Genomic DNA, 18,660 nt, shown 5'->3' with positions numbered 1-18,660 from the left:
AAATATAATCTCACGATGTGGTTTACAAAATCGATAAAAGACACTTTAAAAGAACTTAAAGTTAACCCCGAAACAGGACTCTCTTCCGAAGAAGTTCATCAAAGAAAACTGAAATACGGTCCGAATCAATTAGAGGCTAAAAAAAAGAAAACAGTTTTTCAGATTTTTCTTTCTCAATTGAATGACTGGCTGATTTTTGTATTGTTAGCAGCCGTAGTCATCACTTTTTTTATGAGGGAATACGTGGATTCCATAATCATTATTTTAGTAATTCTCATCAATGCTGGGATTGGTGTTTATCAAGAAGTTCAGGCGGGAAAAGCCATCGAAGCACTGATGAAAATGTCCTCTCCAAAAGCATTGGTAAAGAGAGATTCTCATACCACTGAAATTGACAGTGCTGAACTTGTACCCGGCGATATTGTTATATTGGAAGCGGGTAGAATTGTGCCAGCAGATTTACGCCTCATCGAAGCCGCCAACCTCCAGAGTGAAGAATCTGCCCTGACCGGGGAATCTGTTCCGCAAAATAAGATGACCGAACCGATTTTCGAAGCGGTGAAAATTCCTTTGGGTGAAAAGAAGAATCAGGCTTTTATGTCTTCCATTATCACCGCCGGACGAGGGCTTGGTGTGGTTGTAGAAACAGGGATGAAAACCGAGATGGGCAAAATTGCGCATCTAATTGATCATGAAGAAAACAGTAAAACGCCGCTCGAAAAACGCCTAAATCAACTGGGAAAAATGCTGGGCAAAATCGCCGTTGCAATTTGTATTTTTATTTTTATCATTTCTTGGTTTCAAGGAAGAGATTTAGCGGAAATGTTTCTGATCTCGGTTTCGTTGGCAGTGGCTTCTATTCCTGAAGGTTTGGCAGCGATTGTTGCAGTCGTCCTTTCCATAGGAGTTACTTCAATGTCAAAGAAAAATGCCATTATCAGACAACTTCCGGCGGTGGAAACTTTAGGTTCTGTAAATGTAATTTGTTCGGATAAAACGGGAACATTAACGATGAATAAAATGACCGTTACCCAGGTTTATACCGCCGATGGACTTATCGATATTGAGCTTACACAGAAAAATAACCTTCCGCATTCTGTCCGGTTTTTAACGAAAGGAATGATTCTTTGTTCAGACGCCACTCTTGAAAAGGGTGACTCAACGGGCGATCCCACAGAAGTTGCACTTTTAGCACTCGGCGATACCATTGGGCTTAACCGCGAATTTCTAAAAATTAATACAAAAAGAATCGATGAACAGTCATTCGACAGCGATAGAAAAATGATGTCGGTTCTGATGAGAGAAGAAGATGGCGACTACAAGATTTTTACAAAAGGTGCCTTGGGAAGCCTCAATAAAATTAGCACCAGAATTTTTGCAGATGGTGAAATTCGGCCTATTACCGAGCTCGATTTAAAAAACTTTAGCAAAGCCGCCCGAGAAATGTCCGATCAAGCATTGCGCACTTTGGCTTTGGCTTATAAACCAGCATCACAGGAAACAAAACCTGAAGAAATGGAGGAGGATTTGGTTTTGCTCGGTTTGGTAGGAATGATCGATCCTGCTAGAGATGAAGTAAAACCTGCCATAAAACGAGCAAAAGAGGCCGGGATAAAAACCATCATGATTACCGGTGATCACAAAAATACCGCCTTTGCCATTGCAAAAGATTTGAACATTGCAGCACACCTGAGTGAAGTTCTTACAGGTCCTGAGCTCGATGACTTCAGTGACGAAGAATTACGAAAGAACGTAGACAATTATTTGGTCTATGCCAGAGTATCACCCGAACATAAGGTAAAAATCGTACGTGCTTTAAAGGCCAATGGAAACGTGGTTTCTATGACCGGCGATGGCGTAAATGATGCGCCTTCTCTTAACGCGGCCGACATCGGTGTTGCTATGGGAATTACCGGAACTGATGTTGCCAAAGGCGCAGCCGATATGATTTTGACGGATGATAATTTTTCAACCATTATCAAAGCGATTGAATTGGGCAGAAATATCTATAACAATATTAAAAAATCAGTCCTATTTCTACTTACTTGCAATCTGGGTGAAGTGATTCTGATGTTTATTGCTTTACTCATCGGTTGGGCTTCACCACTGATTGCGACACAACTTTTGTGGATTAACTTAATTACCGATTCCTTACCTGCCATTGCCTTGGGGATGGATAATGATGACCCTGATGTGATGAAAGAAAAACCCCGTGAAACCACAGAGAATTTCTTTTCTCATGGTGCTGGCCTGCAAGCGGTTTTGGGCGGAATTTTTATTGGCTTAATCAGCATCTTTGCGTTTTGGTACGGCTTTTATGAACTCGGCTATTCCCCTATGGATAAAAACATTCCCGATGAAGTTTTGAAAAATGCACGAACTTTGGCTTTCATGGTTTTAGTCTTTGCACAGCTTTTCTATTCTTTAGGCTTGCGAAACAGCAAGAAACCACTATATGTTATCGGACTATTCAGCAATAGATATTTAATTGGATCCATTATTCTGGGGATTTTACTACAGGTTTTGGTGCTTTCACTCCCAATATTACGCGACGCATTTAAGCTTCACATGTTGGATCAAAAAGGCTGGCTCATGGCGTTCTTTTTGGGACTGCTACCATTAACGGTTATAGAATTGTATAAAATACTATGGAGATTTAAAAAATAAAAATTTATCCCGTTTTCATCAAACTTAATTAAGTAATGTTTTATACATTTGATTGTAAATTAATGAAGTATGCAAAAACTTTTTGAGAAAATAAATGTTCAGAAAGCCCTTCTATTTATTGCGCTTCTGCTCATTCTGATTATTTTAATTGAATTAAACTATTTTGTCTCCGGCTTATTAGGCGCCATTACTTTGTATGTGCTAACAAGAAAATTTTATTTAAAACTGATCGAAATAAAAAAATACAACAAAAACCTATCAATTTCCCTGATTATTTTTTTAATCATCATCACCTTTGCGATACCATTGTGGATTATTCTTGAAATACTGGTGCCGAAAATCAATGAACTCATCAGCAACAGAGAAGTTATTGTAGAAAAATTCAATGCCGTTCGTATCTTACTTGAAAATAATGAATTTTTGCAGCGGTTTGATTTCAGTGTGACACATTCCCAAGTTTTACAATTGGTCAATAAAGTGGCCTCCTATATTCCTTCAACAGTGCAATGGGTGGGACAAACTTTTGCGAATATTTTCGTCGCTCTTTTTATTCTTTATTTTATGCTTTTAAAGGCCCGAAGTATGGAAGCGATTTTGAAAGAACTTCTACCACTATCTAAAGCAAGTAAGCGATTTTTAATTCAGGAAAATATTGCGCTTATTAAATCCAATGCATACGGAATTCCGATTTTAGGTTTCAGTCAGGGGGTCATCGCTATCATCGGTTATTCCATCTTTGGGGTCGACAATGCGATTTTTTGGGGGTTGCTCACGGGCGCAGCATCCATTGTTCCTGTTTTGGGAACCATGTTTGTTTATATTCCGGTTTGTATCTACCAAATTGCCAGCGGCGATGTTAGTGGCGGCTTAATTCTAACGGGGTACTGTTTAATTTTCGTGGGCGGCATCGATAATGTTCTGAGATTTACACTGATGAAAGAGATGGCCGATATACATCCACTGATCACCGTTTTTGGAGTTGTTTTAGGCTTAAAGATTTTTGGAGTGATGGGATTGGTTTTCGGTCCAGTAATGCTCTCTTTACCCGGAATTCTTTATAGAATTTATAAAATTGAAAAAAGTATTCTTGACCAAGAATCTGCCAACCACCAATCATTGCCACAAACATAAATCTACTTGAATTAAGGTTTATAGAAAATGAATCAATTCAAGCTTGAGTTCCATATTTTAAAACTTTAAAATTATTTCTCCCCAAAATTTTTAAAATTGGTTTGCTTTCCCTATTTTTGTGAGTTACTGATTTTATAAAACAGTCCCATCAAAATATGAGCGAAAACACTATTGTGAACTATTCCGAAGATAATATTAGAACCCTCGATTGGCAAGAGCATATCCGACTTCGACCGGGAATGTACATCGGCAAGTTGGGTGATGGTTCTTCGGCGGACGATGGAATTTATATCTTGCTCAAAGAAATTATCGATAACTCCATCGATGAATTCGTTATGAAATCTGGAAAAAGAATCGAAATAAAAATTGACGATGGCCAAGCAACCATTCGTGATTATGGTCGTGGTATTCCTTTAGGCAAAGTAGTCGATGCGGTTTCTAAAATGAATACCGGTGGAAAATATGATTCCAAAGCCTTTAAAAAATCCGTGGGATTAAATGGAGTAGGATCGAAAGCGGTAAATGCCCTTTCAGAATTTTTCAAAGTAAAATCAATTCGCGATGGAAAAATGAAAATCGCTGAATTCTCTCAAGGTCTCATTACCAAAGAGTTTAAAGAGGCAGAGTCCACCGATAGAAACGGTACGGAAATCACGTTTATTCCTGACACCACGATATTCACCCATTTCAAATTTAGAAAAGAGTATATCGAGAAAATGCTCAAAAATTATTGCTACCTCAATCCTGGCCTGAAAATAATTTTTAATGGCGAAACCTACTTCTCTGAAAATGGATTGAAAGATTTGCTGCAAGAAGAAATTGAAGGTGAAATTTTATATCCGATCGTTCATTTAAAAGATGAAGATATAGAAGTCGCAATTACGCATTCCGATAAGTCACAGTCGGAGACCTATTTCTCTTTTGTTAACGGGCAAAACACCACGCAAGGTGGAACGCACTTAAACGCATTTCGGGAAGCCTATGTAAAAACCATTCGGGAATATTTTAACAAAAATTTCGAGGCAGCCGATATTCGCAAATCAATCATTGCGGCGGTGGCGATTAAAGTAATTGAACCGGTGTTCGAATCGCAAACCAAAACAAAATTGGGATCCAACGAAATTGAACCTGGCAAAGAAACAGTCAGAACCTTTATTACCAATTTCCTAAAAAATAAACTCGATAATTTCTTGCACCAAAATCAGGATATTGCAGAAGCCATTCACCGGAAAATTATTATTTCTGAACGAGAAAGAAAAGAACTTTCTGGAATTCAGAAATTAGCCCGCGAAAGAGCCAAGAAAGTTTCTTTGCACAATAAAAAATTGCGTGATTGCCGACAACATTACAACGATCAAAAAGCTTTAAGAAAAGCAGAAACCATGATTTTTATCACCGAGGGTGATTCTGCTTCTGGTTCAATTACCAAATCTCGGGATGTGGAAACTCAGGCAGTGTTTTCGTTAAAAGGAAAACCTTTGAATTGTTATGGTCTGACCAAAAGAGTCGTGTATGAAAATGAGGAATTTAACATGCTTCAAGCTGCTTTAAATATTGAAGATTCACTGGAAGACTTGCGGTATAATCATGTGATAATCGCCACTGATGCGGATGTTGACGGAATGCACATCCGACTATTGATGATCACTTTCTTTCTGCAATTTTTTCCTGACTTAATTAAAAACGGACATTTATATATCCTGCAAACGCCGTTGTTTAGGGTTCGAAATAAAAAAGAAACCCGATATTGCTATTCTGAAATAGAACGGATAAAAGCCTTAGATGAATTAGGAAAAAACCCCGAAATCACGCGATTTAAAGGATTGGGAGAAATTTCCCCTGATGAATTTAAACATTTTATTGGCAAGGATATTCGCCTAGAACCTGTTGTTATCGGAAAAGATCAGACCATTGACCAATTATTAGAATTTTACATGGGTAAAAATACGCCGGATCGCCAGTTATTTATCCTCGACAATTTGGTTGTTGAAGATCCAGATATTGATAAAAAAGAAATCGCCGTAGAAATTGATTCAGTTGAAAATAACTAGCAGAATACCTTCCTAAATGAGACTTAATAATAAAAACAAAGCCGACTACTTTAATTTCTTGAGTACTTTGGTGATTGTGGTTTGGGTTTTTGGTTTAACCGCCTTTTTGTTTGAATATTTTATTTATGATTACTTCGGTTGGTCACAATGGTTACTCCTTATAATCCCGCTGCTTTTGATGGGAATATTTTTTTTCAGAGGCAGGCAAATTTTTGAATATGACAGCGATGGTGAAGCCTTAAACTTTAAGAATAGAAACGTAATTTCATTTTTAGATAAAAACCTTAATGATGAATTTCCGAAGTATAAATTATTACATTATGAAGTAATAAATGGCCTTGTTTTGAAAAGGTTATACCTTACGATTGCCAGTAAAAGAAGCAATTCACTAATATTAAGATATGATATTTCCTATCTTTCAAAAAAAGAACTCAATGACTTAAAATTTTCGCTCAGCAAAGTCATTAAAAATAACAAAGAAAAAAAGAGCACGCAGATTAGTTGATGGAAGAGCAAGAAAATCACAAAGAAGAATCCCTAAGAAAAGTTTCAGGTCTGTATAAAGACTGGTTCTTAGATTACGCCTCATATGTAATTTTAGACCGCGCCATTCCTTCTATTTTTGATGGGTTTAAGCCTGTACAAAGAAGAATAATGCACTCCATGCGGGAGTTGGAAGATGGCAGATATAACAAAGTAGCGAATGTCGTAGGAAACACCATGAAGTATCACCCGCACGGTGATGCCTCAATTACGGATGCGATGGTGCAAATTGGTCAAAAAGAATTATTAATTGATACCCAAGGAAACTGGGGAAATATTTTCACCGGAGATTCTGCCGCCGCCGCCAGATACATTGAAGCCAGATTAACGCCATTTGCTTTGGAAGTCGTTTTTAATCCAAAGACCACCGATTGGGCTAAATCGTATGATGGCAGAAATAATGAACCCATTGATTTACCCGTAAAATTTCCCTTATTGCTTGCTCAGGGTGTCGAGGGAATTGGCGTCGGACTTTCTACCAAGATTATGCCTCATAACTTTAATGAGCTTATTGATGCTTCTATCGCCCATTTAAAAGGTAAAAAATTTCAGATTTTTCCGGATTTTATTACCGGTGGAATGCTCGATGTTTCTAATTATAATGATGGTGAACGGGGTGGAAGAATCCGTGCCCGAGCCCGAATTATTCAAAAAGATAAAAATACACTTTGCATCACCGAACTTCCATTTGGTAAAAATACGGGAGATTTAATTGATTCCGTTATTAAAGCCAATGAAAAAGGGAAAATTAAAATCAAGAAAATTGAAGACAACACTTCAGATGAAGTTGAAATCAATATCTTCTTGGCCAATGATGTTTCACCAGATAAAACGATTGACGCGTTATACGCTTTCACCGATTGCGAAATCCCAATTTCGCCCAATGCCTGCGTGATTGTTGGCAATAAACCAATGTTTCTGAATGTTTCGGAAATTCTGAGACAAAATACAGATCATACCGTTTCTTTACTTAAAAAAGAACTGCAAATTGAGTTGCATGAATTGCAAGAAAATTGGCATTTTTCTTCGTTGGAAAGAATTTTTATCGAGAACAGAATCTACCACGATATTGAAGAAGTTAAATCTTGGGACGAGGTCATTGCGACCATTGACAAAGGATTGAAACCGCATACCCAACATTTATTGCGGGCCGTAACCGAGGAAGATATTCTGCGATTGACCGAGATTCGAATTAAGAGAATTTCCCGATTTGACCTGGATAAATTCAAAGAAAATATTCTTGCACTCGAAGGAAAAATAGAGCAAGTAAAACACCACTTAGAACATCTGATTCCGTATGCCATTGACTATTACGCAAATATTCAAAAAAAATATGGCAAAGGAAGAGAACGTCAAACAGAACTAAGGATTTTTGATACCATCGATGCGACGAAAGTTGCGGTAGCAAATGAAAAATTCTACGCCAATTTTGAAGAAGGTTTCATCGGGACATCGCTGAAGAAAGATCAGTATTTATTTGATTGTTCTGATATTGATGATATTATAACCTTCCAAAAAGACGGAACAATGAAAGTGGTAAAAGTGGAAGCCAAAACTTTCATCGGTAAAAATATCGTGCACGTCGCCATTTGGAAAAAGAACGATAAACGTACCGTTTATAATATGATTTATCGGGAGGGGAAAGACGGATCTTACTATATGAAACGCTTTTCTGTGACGGGTGTCACTAGAAATACCGACTATAAATTGGCCTCTGATAAGAAAGGTTCGGATATGTTATATTTTTCTGCAAATCCTAATGGTGAAGCAGAAAAAGTAAGTGTTTTATTAAAACCCAATGCACGTGTTAGAAAAAATAAAATTGATATTGATTTTTCTGAATTAACAATAAAAGGCCGTGATTCCAAAGGAAATCTAGTCACGAAATATACCGTAAAAAAAGTAGATCTTAAAGAAGAAGGTCATTCTACTTTGGCGCCCCGAAAAATTTGGTTTGATGATACGGTTCGACGATTAAATGCAGATGCACGTGGAACTTTACTAGGAACTTTCAAAGGTGATGATAAAATATTGACCATCAATGCCCAAGGAGAAGCTAAATTAGTAAGTTTTGAATTAAGCAACCGTTTTGATGACGACTATTTAATTTTAGAAAAATGGAAACCAGAGCAACCGATTACCTGTATTTATTTTGATGGAGAGAAGCAGATTTATTTTATCAAAAGATTCTTGCTAGAGCATACGACCAACATACAGAATTTCATGCCTTCAGACCATCCAAAATCTTTCGTCGAAAATATTTTGGTAGCGAATAATGCCACGGCAGAAATTACTTTTGTTAAAGTAAAAGGTTTAGAGAAAGACCCAGAAACCATTAATATTGATGAATTTATCGCGGTTAAAGGAATTAAAGCCCTCGGAAATCAATTCATTAAAGAAAAAGTAAAATCCATTAATATAACGATTCCTGAAGTTGTGGAAGAAATCAATGAAGGCTTTGATTTGGTAGAAACTACAGAAGGCCATATCAGTTTCATCGATGAAGATGTAAAAGATGAAGAAATTCCAGAAGAAGGAACCATCGGTGATCTGTTTGAATTTCCAGAAGAGTAAGACGGTTTAAAAAACTGAAGAAATATAAAAGAGACGCTTTGTGGAGCGTCTCTTTTTGCGTAAATTTTTAGAGATTTTAAAACTTCACTTTTAAAATGACTTCCTTACCATCGCGTATAACCGTCACCGCAAGTTCGTCTCCGGAGTTGATTTTTGCTAAACAGTCCATATAAGAATAAACTTCTTTGATCTCACAGCTACCGATTTTGGTGAGTACGTCTCCGGCTACCATTCCTGCATTTGCGCCGGGCCGATTTTCCGTCACGCCATCAACATGCAGTCCATCTTGGCTATCTGCATAACTCGGCATAATTCCTAGAGTCACTTTGTATTTAGGAACCGATTTGCTGGCGCTCATTTTGGTTTTGGTAAAAGTAATTTTATCTGACTCCGACAGGGCATTCGCTAAACCGAAAATATAATTGGTAATCATTCTCACCCCATAGAAATTGATTTTTTCCGTATCATCACTCGGTTTATGATAATCGCTGTGTGTCCCGGTGAACATAAATAAAACAGGAATATCCTTCAGATAGAAACTGGTATGATCAGAGGGTCCAACACCAGAACTATCAATGGCTAAATTAATTCCGGCGGGTTTATAACGATGAATATACTTGGAAAAATCTGGTGAGGTGCCAACACCACCCACTGACAAATCTTTGTCTTTGTTCAAGCGGCCGACCATATCCAAATTAATCATTAAATCGATATTTGTTCCTTTTGGTAAATGGTCCGCCATATATTTAGAGCCCATTAATCCATCTTCTTCTCCAGAGAAAAGAGCAAAAATATAGTTGGCTTTTTCGGTTGTTTTATTGGTAGAAAACATTCTTGCCAATTCTAGCACGGCCGAAACTCCGGAAGCATTGTCATCAGCTCCGTTATGAATTTGCCCCGCAGAATTCATCAAAGTAGAGTTGTGGTGCTCGTTTAAGCCCAAGTGGTCATAATGCGCTCCGATCACAATTGTTTTGCTCGCTTTATTGTCCAAATAACCAATGACATTTCTGGCATTTATTTTTACAGATGAACCTTCTTCGTGTGGATTTAGTTTTATGGAATAGTCAAAAGTTTGAATAAAGTCCTTACCCATAAATGGTTTCAACCGTAGTTTAGAAAATTCGCTGCTAATATATGCAGCCGCTTTTTTTTCGCCCAAGCTTCCGGCTAACCTGCCTTGTAAATCATCGGAAGCGAGATAAGTAATATGATTTTTAAGATTTTTTTCTGAAACATTTTCGGCCATATCTGTCTCCACCCAATCGGCAATAAAGACATTGGTCTCATTTGGTTTTTCACCCTCACGATTGCTAGAAAAAACCAATTTTTTTCCATCAGGAGAAAACATAGGGAATGCATTGAACATACTTTCATAAGTCACTTGTCTCAAATTACTTCCGTCGAGATCTACGGAATAGATCTGAAAATCGTACCCTCTAGTGGAATGATGATTTGAGGAAAACAAAATCTTTTGATCAGAGGGATGAAAATAAGGTGACCAATTCGCTTTTCCCAAGTGCGTAACTTGTTTCAACGCTGTGCCATCAATATTCATGGTGTAGATTTCCATATTTGTAGGCGCCACAAGATTTTGAGCCAACAATTGTTTGTATTCATTAATATCGTCGGAAGTTGTAGGGCGTGATGATCTGAAAACCAATTTCTTCGAGTCGTGAGAGAAGAAAGCTCCACCATCATATCCCAACCCAGTTGTTAATTGTTTTAAGTTCTTACCATCGATATCCATGCGCCAAAGTTCCAAATCACCACTTCTGCTGGACGTAAACACAATGTACTTTCCATCGGGTGATACTACGGCTTCTGCATCATAACCAGGTTCATTGGTGAGTTTCTTTACTATTTTTCCTTTAAGGTCTGCCATATAAATATCGAATTCTGCGTAAACCGGCCATAAATATTTACCATCTGCCCGAGGCACTGGTTTTGGTGGACATTCTTTATTGGAATCATGCGTAGAAGCATACAGAATATGTTTGCCATCTGGCATGAAAAATGAGCAAGTGGTTCGGCCATATCCCGTAGAAACAAGCTGTAAATCTTTGGTATCAATATTTTTTTTGTGGAGATCCAAAAGATAAATCTGATCGCAATGCGCACCAATTAATGGATTTGTAACCTGCAGGGTTAATTTCTTACCATCTGGTGAAAAATAGGCTTCGGCATTATCGCCCCCAAAAGTTAATTTCTGAATATTTCGAAGGTTATGCTCCTGTGAATATAAAAATGCCGAAAAACCTAAAAATGTGATTTTTAATATCGATTTTGACCAACTCATAAATAATTGCTTTTTTTAGTGACCTAACAAATGTAATAAAAAAAATCGCAGAATAACCTGCGATTGAATTTTTAAAAAGGATAGCCGAAGGCAAAGTTCAGCACTGGTTTTAACGGTTGCCATTTACCAATTACCCAGCGATCACCACTAGGTTTATTGGGATCATACACTTTATATGCAGCATCTAAGCGCAAAGTAATATATGCCACATTAATTCTTAAACCTACACCGGTACCGACTCCCATTTGCGAAATAAATTTGCTAAACTTAAATTGATCACCAAAACCACTGTCTTTTAAACTCCAAATATTACCGGCATCTACGAAGGCCGCACCTTCAAACATCTCTGTAAAAGGCATTCTGTATTCGATGTTGGTGGTCAGCTTTACATTATCCATAACGTAGGAGCGCACTTTTTCATCGAGTTGGGAATCTGCAGGGCCTAGACCGCCAAAAACGCGCCAGGCTCTAATATCATTTGATCCACCATTAAAATAGGAACGTACAAAAGGCATGGTTGATGAATTTCCATACGGAATCCCGATTCCTACAAATTGTCTTAAAGCAAGGGTTTGTTTTTCATTATTAAAGGTGAAATATTTTCGAACATCAATATCAAATTTTACGAATTGAGAATAAGGAATACTAAAAATTGTTCTGGATGGTCCAGAAACTATCCCATCGTCTCTTCTGCTGCTGTTGAAAATACTGAAAATATTGCCCGCAAGTTCTACTTTTCCGTTAAAGTAAAACGGATTTGGGCGGTCTTTTTTACCAATTTCATTATACACAAAATTATAAATCATGGATGAAATCAGGATGTTTTGGGTCTGCCGGTCTTTGTTAATCAATGATTGAAGAAACGTATTCAATGCATTAAGATTATCGCCAGTTAAGGATTGCTGAAAATTTTGATCTGCTACAATCAGGGTAGAAAATTCATCAGAACTAATGTTTCCGGCTATAAAATCTTGGTATAACGTAGGAGAGTAAATTTCAAAAATGCGGTCGCGAACATCTGCATCACGGGGAAAGAAATCATAATATCGATCTTTATTTCGGGTCAAACTTAACTGCGTATTAAAAATCGACAGCCGGTGGGAAACAATATCATTGGCATTGGCAAAATAATTTAAACTTGCGTTAAAGCCAATGCGTCCTAAGCCTATATTATCTTGAACAGAAGTTCCTAAATTAATAGAAGAAGTGGGCGAATACCTTTTGGGCACTACTTTCCAGGTTTGAAAAGGGAGCAATAAGCGCGGAAAATTGAGTTGCGTTTGCGCAGAGACCTCATACGCTAAGGTTCTTTTATCGGTATTTTTAGAACTAATGACCGAACCAAAAATACCCGAAAGGCTGGTGGTTAAGTTTTCTGCACCGCCAAAAAGGTTTCGACTGGTAAGATCAACAGAGGGTGATACACCGAAATTTAAAATTTGCGAATAATTAAGATCAGTTGCAATTTTTAAATCATATTTTGGTAGCGGCGCTAAAAAATAGGTTACATCTAAAATACTATCATTAGACTTCCGTAGAATTTCATCATATTTAATAATACTGAAATTATTGGTTGCAGCAATATTTCTCTTGGTAAGGTCTAAATTTTTCTGACTGTAAATTTCACCCGGGCGTAAAATAATCGGTCGCCACAAAGACATGGTTTTATACTGATTGTCGAGTTTATAGAAATTAATTCTTAGCAGCGAATCTTTTACGGTATCTGTGGAATCTGAAAGTTTTTCAAGCAAGTGAACTTTTACCTTGCCAATGGTAGTTAATTTATAACGGGAATCAGCAGAATCCTGGTGGATATCCATCGTCAAGGGAACATTTTTTCTACTCTGCAACGTATCTGCCGTAAAATATATTTCTTCGTTAGAATTATTAAATTTATAGTAACCTCTGTCTTTCATCAAATCATTAATTCTCTTCACTTCTTTTTCCAAAACAGCTTGGTCGAGTACTTTTTTGCCGCGCACGAAACTCTTATTCAGGTTTTGTTCATAAATATTTTTAATGGCTAAATCTGGAATATTATAATAGTAATCGCTAATGTAGGTTGGATCTTTAGGTGTAATTAAATAATTGACTTGTGCTTTCTTCGCTGCAGAATCCAAATCTTGACTGTATTTTACATCGGCATCCCAATATCCTTTATACACCAAGAATTTCCGAACAGAATTGGCGCTTTCTTCAGTTTTTCCTTGATCTAAAATAACCGGCGGCTGGCCAATACTTTGTAAGAATCTTTCATAAAAAAGACTTTTGCCCACATATTCCGGATGCTCAAACTTTACAAAAAGTGAATCTCGTAGTTTTTGATCTCTCATTTCTGTAGGATAGGTCATATATTCCGCAAGAATTGAATCGTATTTGGGATTGGTGGCATTATACATCCATAAACCGAAGGGCAGAAAGTAGAGTTGTTTTTTGTTCGGTTTTTGATTTACATGGTCGGATACTTCTTCTTCATGAACCTTTTTTCCTTCATATCTAAAATTATTTTTGGTCAACAGAAACTCGCCATCAGGAACTTTTTTTGTCGTGCTACAGGCGTACAAAAAGAGGATAGTGATTGCAGATGAAAAAAATAAGTAATACTTTTGAAAATATTTTGAAAAATGCTTACGGCTCATAAAATAAAAATTTTACAATCTCTTGATAAAAAGAAGTTCAGACAAAAATACAATTTGTTTTTGGTTGAGGGCAATAAAACGATCAAAGAAATACCCGCTTCGACCTACAGAATTAATGAAATTTTTTCTGTAAATCCGTCTGACTTAATTCTGGAAAGCCAATCCATTACCCCAATATCTTCTGCTGAATTAAAAAAAATAAGTTTTTTACAGCATCCTAAAGATTCAGTGGCGGTTTGTGAACTTAAAGAAGAATCATTGTTAAAAGAAACTGGTGTGCAATTAATTTTAGATGGGATACAAGATCCTGGTAACCTTGGTACCATCATTCGATTGGCAGATTGGTTTGGGATTTCGCAAATCATTTGTAGTGATGATACGGCAGATTTTTACAATCCAAAAGTTATTCAGGCAAGTATGGGATCTTTCCTCCGGGTGAATATAGTTTATCAGGATTTAGAAAGTTATCTTGCTGAAAATACGCAACCCATTATCGGAACTGATATGAACGGCACCAGCTTTTATGAGTATCCATTTCCAAAAAATTTTAATTTGGTTTTGGGAAATGAAGGAAACGGAATTAGGCCTGAAATAGAAAAACTGCTCACGGATAAAATAACGGTTCCTCGCTTTGGCAAGTCGCGGGCTACGGAGAGTTTAAATGTGGCGATGTCGGCGGGAATTATCCTAGGACAAATTTTCAAACAAAAATAAAAGCCGGTAAAAACCGACTTTGTATCTTATATTAATTGTTCAAAACTAGAGGTCGTTTTTGATTTTTCATAGTCTTCAATTTTTTTACGGATAAATCGTAAAGCAATAGGAGCCAGGTAAATAAGCGCCAACCCAATTAGTTTTTTTTTCCAACTTTTATTGTAAAGACTTTTTCTGGCATAATTTCCGACAAAAGTTACCGCACCTAATTTCATGGCATTTTCTACAATGCTCATTCCTCCTTCGCTTTTTGCAAAATTCAACACAGAACTTCTGCTTAGCAAAGAATCTTTAATACTACCGGAGATTTCTTTCACAATTTCATTCGTTTTAAGGGAGATTGTGGTTTCGCCCTCGAGGTTGGTATCTTGTTGCAGAAATTTATCGGTAAAGCCATTGGTCAAAACACTTAAACTTTCTTTGGTGTTGTCAAAGGTAAGAAGATCTTCTAACTCAGATACTTCCTTTTTTAGCAATGCTTTCTTACGTCTAAGTTCCTCCAAACTATTATATTTTGCGCTCATCTTTAAGAATTTATAAATTTAATAATTGTATCAGCTATCTTATATTTAATTGAATTTCGGAGGGCAAAAATCAACAGTAAAATCAATAAATAAAAACCTGCCATCATTAAAATTCCGTAGCCATAATTCCCTAACCAAGAGCCAAGTAACAACCCCAATCCAATATTAAATAGTATGATAAAGAATAAAGCCGCTACCGTTCCTAATAAAAGATAGGTTAATGTTCCAACGGTAATCGATGATTTCTCGGTCATCTCCATTTTAAGAAGATCAATTTTCTTTGTGGCAAATTCTTTTACAATGTCAACCATAATATTTTTTTTAAAGTTACAAAAAAAGGAACTTAAATTAAGTTCCTTTTTATTTTTAGGAATAAAACAGGTTTGAGATTATGATCTCATTCCGTCTAATTCACTTTCTACATCTTCTACAACTTCTTTTGTTTTAGCAACCGCTTGATCTTTGTATTTATCATAACCGTCTTTTACAGAAGTTACTACTTTGTCAGCCGTTTCTTTAACTTGAGTTGAAATATTTTCGTATTGGTTTTTTACTTTACCAGATACGTCTTCAAATTGCTCTTTTGCTTTTTCAGAAACTTTTCCATATTGATCAACTGCTTGATCTTTTAAATCATTCGCTTTGCTCTTGATTTTTTTTCTCGTTTCTGCACCTTCTTCTGGAGCATAAAGCATTCCCAGAACAACTCCTGCTGCTGCTCCAGCTAATAAACCTGCTAATACACTTGCTGCGTTATTACCTTTCTTTGACATCTTACTTAATTTTTAATAGTTAATAATGATTACCGAATGAATTTCTTCATCTCTTATAAAGTTACAATTAATATACCAAAGAAAAAAGTAGGGGTATTAATGTTTTGTTAAAAAGTTTTTAAGTAAGACAAAATCAAATCAATTGTTTCTTGTTTTGTAAAAAGTGAATTATCGATAACAATTGCATCATCAGCTTTTTTCAAGGGTGCAACTTCTCTTTCGCTATCTGTTTTATCTCTGGAAATTAGGTTTTCACGAACGGTGTTTTCATCGGTTTTGATACCTAAACCTTTCAACTCCAAATAGCGCCTTTTTGTCCGTTCTTCTACACTTGCTGTCAAAAAGAACTTAAAATCGGCGTTGGGTAAAATCACAGTGCCAATATCGCGGCCATCCATTATTACGCCACCTTTTTCAGCCATCTTTCTTTGCGCATCGAGCAGGAAATCACGAACTTCTTTTTGTCTGGCAATTAAACTCACATTTTCATTCACCTCATTGCTTCGGATTTCTTTTGCGACATCCTGTCCATTTAGAAACATCACCAATTCTGTATCGATGGGTTTAAATTCGAGTTGAATTTCTTTAAACCTGCTAAAAAGATCAGATAAGTTGATCTGACCATCTTCACCAATACAATGATTTAAGGCAAAATAAGTAATTCCACGATACAAAGCCCCAGTATCCAAATGGACCAAGCCAAGCTTTTGTGCAATGATTTTCGAAATCGAACTTTTGCCAGTAGAGGAGTAGCCGTCGATAGCAATTACAGGTTTTCTCATAAGGCAAATTTCCTGAAAATATTTGAATGAAAAAAATTATTAAGGGTGGTTTGGCTGAGAAAACCTAATAAAAGACAGGAATAAAAATACAGATTTATCTGCGATTCCCAGAAACTTCGATTAAATCTAAAGTGATCCCGAACATATTAATATTAGAGGCATTATGATACCTTACATGCGCATAATCGAAACGAAAACTTGAAATCTTGATGCCGAAACCGGCAGACAAACCTGCGAAACTTCTTTGGTCCAGTACAGCAAGTTCATTACCGCGACGGATGTTATAGCCAAATCGGATATTAAAAGCCTGTTCAGGGAAAAGTTCGGCACCCAAAGAAATATGATCTGCAAGTTTTCGGGTCCAGTTAATGGGTTGGCCGTTATTATTCAAATCCTGCGAAATATTGAGCTTTTGCAAGTCATGTGCGGTAATGGTAAAGGCCAACGGAAATTCATCTAAAATTCTGGTGTATCCTAAATCCACCCTAAAAGCCACATTTTCCCGGGTCCCGTTAAAAGATTTGAATTGATAACCGAAATTACGAAAAACCAAAGCCAATGTTTCCCGACTTTTATTGTTGTGGTAGGTAATTCCAGCGGTACCGACTACGGCCATTGAGGTATAGCTATCGATTTTAGAAGTGATAAAATTTGCACCACCAGCGATGGTGAAATTTTCATCAAACTGATAGGCGTAGGACAAGCCAATGGAGGCGTCCATCGCACCAAAATCACCATTGATCTCTGCGCTTTCATCAGTTCTTGGCATTTTACCATAATCCATGTAGCGGGCATTAAAACCGATCAGATGTCCTTCTGCCAAATCCCTTACATAACTGATGGTTCCGTATTTTGAGTCGGCGAGGTAAGACGCGTAGTTTACCGAAATCATTTCATCTTGCTCTAAATTCATCAACCCGGGATTTACTGCCGCAAAACTCACATCAAAATCACGTACAGAAACTGCGTCACCGCCCAAAGCTGCTTGTCTGGCAGAAACAGGAATATTCAGAAAAGGGTACACGTTGGTTCCTTCCTGAGCAGTAAATAAGCCAGCAATTAATAGCGTGGTAAAAGCAATATTTTTTTTCAATGGTGTTGGTAAAGATGCAAAAATAATTTATTTATGTACTTTTCAAAAATTATTTCGGTGTAAATATAAATCTATTAACGAAATTATTTGTGTTTCCTTATATTTGCAGCGTAAAAAAGTAATAAAACTGTAAAAATGAAATACGAACGAATTCTTCTAAAATTAAGCGGTGAAGCCTTAATGGGAAACCGCCAATACGGAATCGATAATGACCGACTGAAAGAATATGCCGCAGAAATCAAAAAAGTAGTCGATATCGGTTGTCAAGTGGCGATTGTAATCGGTGGTGGAAACATCTTTAGAGGTCTTGCTGGTGCTGCCACCGGAATGGATCGAGTTCAGGGCGACTACATGGGCATGCTGGCAACGGTTATTAATGGAATGGCATTGCAAGGTGCCTTAGAAGATGCTGGAATATTTACCCGTTTGCAAAGTGCCATAGAAATGGATAAAGTAGCAGAGCCCTTTATTAAAAGAAAAGCAGTGCGTCATTTAGAAAAAGGCAGAGTGGTTATTTTCGGGGCTGGAACTGGGAATCCTTATTTCACAACTGATACCGCAGCAACTTTGCGAGCGATTGAAATTGATGCCGATGTTATTTTAAAAGGAACCCGGGTTGATGGAATTTATGATTCTGATCCTGAAAAAAATGCGGATGCCGTAAAATACAATTCACTTACTTTTGAACAAGTATATGAAAAAGGTCTGAAAGTAATGGACATGACTGCTTTTACCTTAAGTCATGAAAATAAATTACCAATCATCGTGTTTGATATGAACAAGGAGGGTAATCTTCTGCGTGTGGTGCAAGGCGAAACTATCGGTACTTTAGTGAATTTATAAAAAAATAATCCTATTTTTGAATACTTC

At 36.9% G+C, this 18,660-nt stretch carries 14 protein-coding genes; 7 read left to right on the top strand and 7 right to left on the bottom strand.

Annotation, left to right across the window (positions count from 1 at the left end):
- Positions 1–15 precede the first annotated feature (15 nt).
- The 5 genes from QWY78_RS08925 (at position 16) to QWY78_RS08905 (ending at position 8,966) form a co-directional block, all read left to right on the top strand.
- Positions 16–2,667, top strand: coding sequence for a cation-translocating P-type ATPase (locus QWY78_RS08925; protein WP_290218911.1), 2,652 nt, complete (start codon positions 16–18; stop codon positions 2,665–2,667).
- 69 nt (positions 2,668–2,736) lie between these two features.
- Entirely contained in the window at positions 2,737–3,798 is a 1,062-nt protein-coding gene (locus tag QWY78_RS08920; RefSeq protein WP_290218909.1) for an AI-2E family transporter, read from the top strand.
- 155 nt (positions 3,799–3,953) lie between these two features.
- Entirely contained in the window at positions 3,954–5,849 is a 1,896-nt protein-coding gene (locus QWY78_RS08915; RefSeq protein ID WP_290218907.1) for a DNA topoisomerase IV subunit B, read from the top strand.
- 16 nt (positions 5,850–5,865) lie between these two features.
- A complete protein-coding gene (locus QWY78_RS08910) occupies positions 5,866–6,354 on the top strand; it encodes a hypothetical protein (RefSeq protein ID WP_290218905.1) in 489 nt (162 codons plus the stop codon).
- Positions 6,354–8,966, top strand: a complete 2,613-nt coding sequence (locus QWY78_RS08905; protein WP_290218903.1) for a DNA gyrase/topoisomerase IV subunit A — start codon at positions 6,354–6,356, stop codon at positions 8,964–8,966. The genes QWY78_RS08910 and QWY78_RS08905 overlap by 1 nt, the downstream gene beginning before the upstream one ends.
- Positions 8,967–9,042: 76 nt before the next feature.
- On the opposite strand, the gene QWY78_RS08900 is transcribed toward QWY78_RS08905, so the two are convergent.
- Both QWY78_RS08900 and tamL read right to left on the bottom strand, forming a co-directional pair.
- The gene (locus QWY78_RS08900; protein ID WP_290218901.1) at positions 9,043–11,265 is read right to left on the bottom strand and encodes a M20/M25/M40 family metallo-hydrolase; all 2,223 of its coding nucleotides are present in this window, start codon (positions 11,263–11,265) and stop codon (positions 9,043–9,045) included.
- A gap of 71 nt (positions 11,266–11,336) precedes the next feature.
- A complete protein-coding gene (tamL, locus tag QWY78_RS08895) occupies positions 11,337–13,904 on the bottom strand; it encodes a translocation and assembly module lipoprotein TamL (protein WP_290218899.1) in 2,568 nt (855 codons plus the stop codon).
- On the opposite strand from tamL, the gene QWY78_RS08890 reads away from it, so the two are divergent.
- Positions 13,890–14,618: an RNA methyltransferase gene (locus tag QWY78_RS08890; RefSeq protein ID WP_290218897.1), complete on the top strand. Its 729-nt coding sequence runs from the start codon at positions 13,890–13,892 to the stop codon at positions 14,616–14,618. The genes tamL and QWY78_RS08890 overlap by 15 nt on opposite strands.
- Before the next feature lie 26 nt (positions 14,619–14,644).
- On the opposite strand, the gene QWY78_RS08885 is transcribed toward QWY78_RS08890, so the two are convergent.
- From QWY78_RS08885 to porQ, 5 genes are all read right to left on the bottom strand, one after another.
- Entirely contained in the window at positions 14,645–15,142 is a 498-nt protein-coding gene (locus tag QWY78_RS08885; protein ID WP_290218895.1) for a phosphoribosyl-ATP pyrophosphatase, read from the bottom strand.
- Between the two features lie 2 nt (positions 15,143–15,144).
- Positions 15,145–15,453: a hypothetical protein gene (locus QWY78_RS08880; RefSeq protein WP_290218893.1), complete on the bottom strand. Its 309-nt coding sequence runs from the start codon at positions 15,451–15,453 to the stop codon at positions 15,145–15,147.
- A gap of 78 nt (positions 15,454–15,531) precedes the next feature.
- Positions 15,532–15,915, bottom strand: a complete 384-nt coding sequence (locus QWY78_RS08875) for a YtxH domain-containing protein (protein WP_290218890.1) — start codon at positions 15,913–15,915, stop codon at positions 15,532–15,534.
- A gap of 107 nt (positions 15,916–16,022) precedes the next feature.
- The gene (gene cmk / locus QWY78_RS08870) at positions 16,023–16,697 is read right to left on the bottom strand and encodes a (d)CMP kinase (RefSeq protein ID WP_290218888.1); all 675 of its coding nucleotides are present in this window, start codon (positions 16,695–16,697) and stop codon (positions 16,023–16,025) included.
- Positions 16,698–16,791: 94 nt separating this feature from the next.
- Entirely contained in the window at positions 16,792–17,790 is a 999-nt protein-coding gene (gene porQ, locus QWY78_RS08865; protein WP_290218886.1) for a type IX secretion system protein PorQ, read from the bottom strand.
- Positions 17,791–17,925: 135 nt separating this feature from the next.
- Between porQ and pyrH the strand changes: the two genes are divergently transcribed.
- Positions 17,926–18,633 carry a UMP kinase gene (pyrH, locus tag QWY78_RS08860; RefSeq protein ID WP_290218884.1) on the top strand — a complete coding sequence of 236 codons (708 nt, stop codon included), beginning with the start codon at positions 17,926–17,928 and terminating at the stop codon, positions 18,631–18,633.
- Positions 18,634–18,660 lie beyond the last annotated feature (27 nt).

The organism is Kaistella yonginensis (genome assembly GCF_030409525.1).
In the GTDB taxonomy this organism is placed as follows: Bacteria; Bacteroidota; Bacteroidia; order Flavobacteriales; family Weeksellaceae; genus Kaistella; species Kaistella yonginensis.
The sequence above is the reverse complement of the archived record's forward strand: the minus strand, read 5'-3'. Positions and strand labels throughout refer to the sequence as shown.

Bases quoted from the DNA above. Each gene is read 5' to 3' on its own strand.
- QWY78_RS08915 (WP_290218907.1), top strand. From the start codon at position 3,954: ATGAGCGAAAACACTATTGTGAACTATTCCGAAGATAATATTAGAACC.
- QWY78_RS08890 (WP_290218897.1), top strand. From the start codon at position 13,890: ATGCTTACGGCTCATAAAATAAAAATTTTACAATCTCTTGATAAAAAG.
- pyrH (WP_290218884.1), top strand. From the start codon at position 17,926: ATGAAATACGAACGAATTCTTCTAAAATTAAGCGGTGAAGCCTTAATG.
- QWY78_RS08875 (WP_290218890.1), bottom strand. From the start codon at position 15,915: ATGTCAAAGAAAGGTAATAACGCAGCAAGTGTATTAGCAGGTTTATTA.
- tamL (WP_290218899.1), bottom strand. From the start codon at position 13,904: ATGAGCCGTAAGCATTTTTCAAAATATTTTCAAAAGTATTACTTATTT.
- QWY78_RS08905 (WP_290218903.1), top strand. From the start codon at position 6,354: ATGGAAGAGCAAGAAAATCACAAAGAAGAATCCCTAAGAAAAGTTTCA.
- QWY78_RS08920 (WP_290218909.1), top strand. From the start codon at position 2,737: ATGCAAAAACTTTTTGAGAAAATAAATGTTCAGAAAGCCCTTCTATTT.
- QWY78_RS08910 (WP_290218905.1), top strand. From the start codon at position 5,866: ATGAGACTTAATAATAAAAACAAAGCCGACTACTTTAATTTCTTGAGT.
- QWY78_RS08885 (WP_290218895.1), bottom strand. From the start codon at position 15,142: ATGAGCGCAAAATATAATAGTTTGGAGGAACTTAGACGTAAGAAAGCA.
- QWY78_RS08900 (WP_290218901.1), bottom strand. From the start codon at position 11,265: ATGAGTTGGTCAAAATCGATATTAAAAATCACATTTTTAGGTTTTTCG.
- QWY78_RS08880 (WP_290218893.1), bottom strand. From the start codon at position 15,453: ATGGTTGACATTGTAAAAGAATTTGCCACAAAGAAAATTGATCTTCTT.
- cmk (WP_290218888.1), bottom strand. From the start codon at position 16,697: ATGAGAAAACCTGTAATTGCTATCGACGGCTACTCCTCTACTGGCAAA.
- QWY78_RS08925 (WP_290218911.1), top strand. From the start codon at position 16: ATGTGGTTTACAAAATCGATAAAAGACACTTTAAAAGAACTTAAAGTT.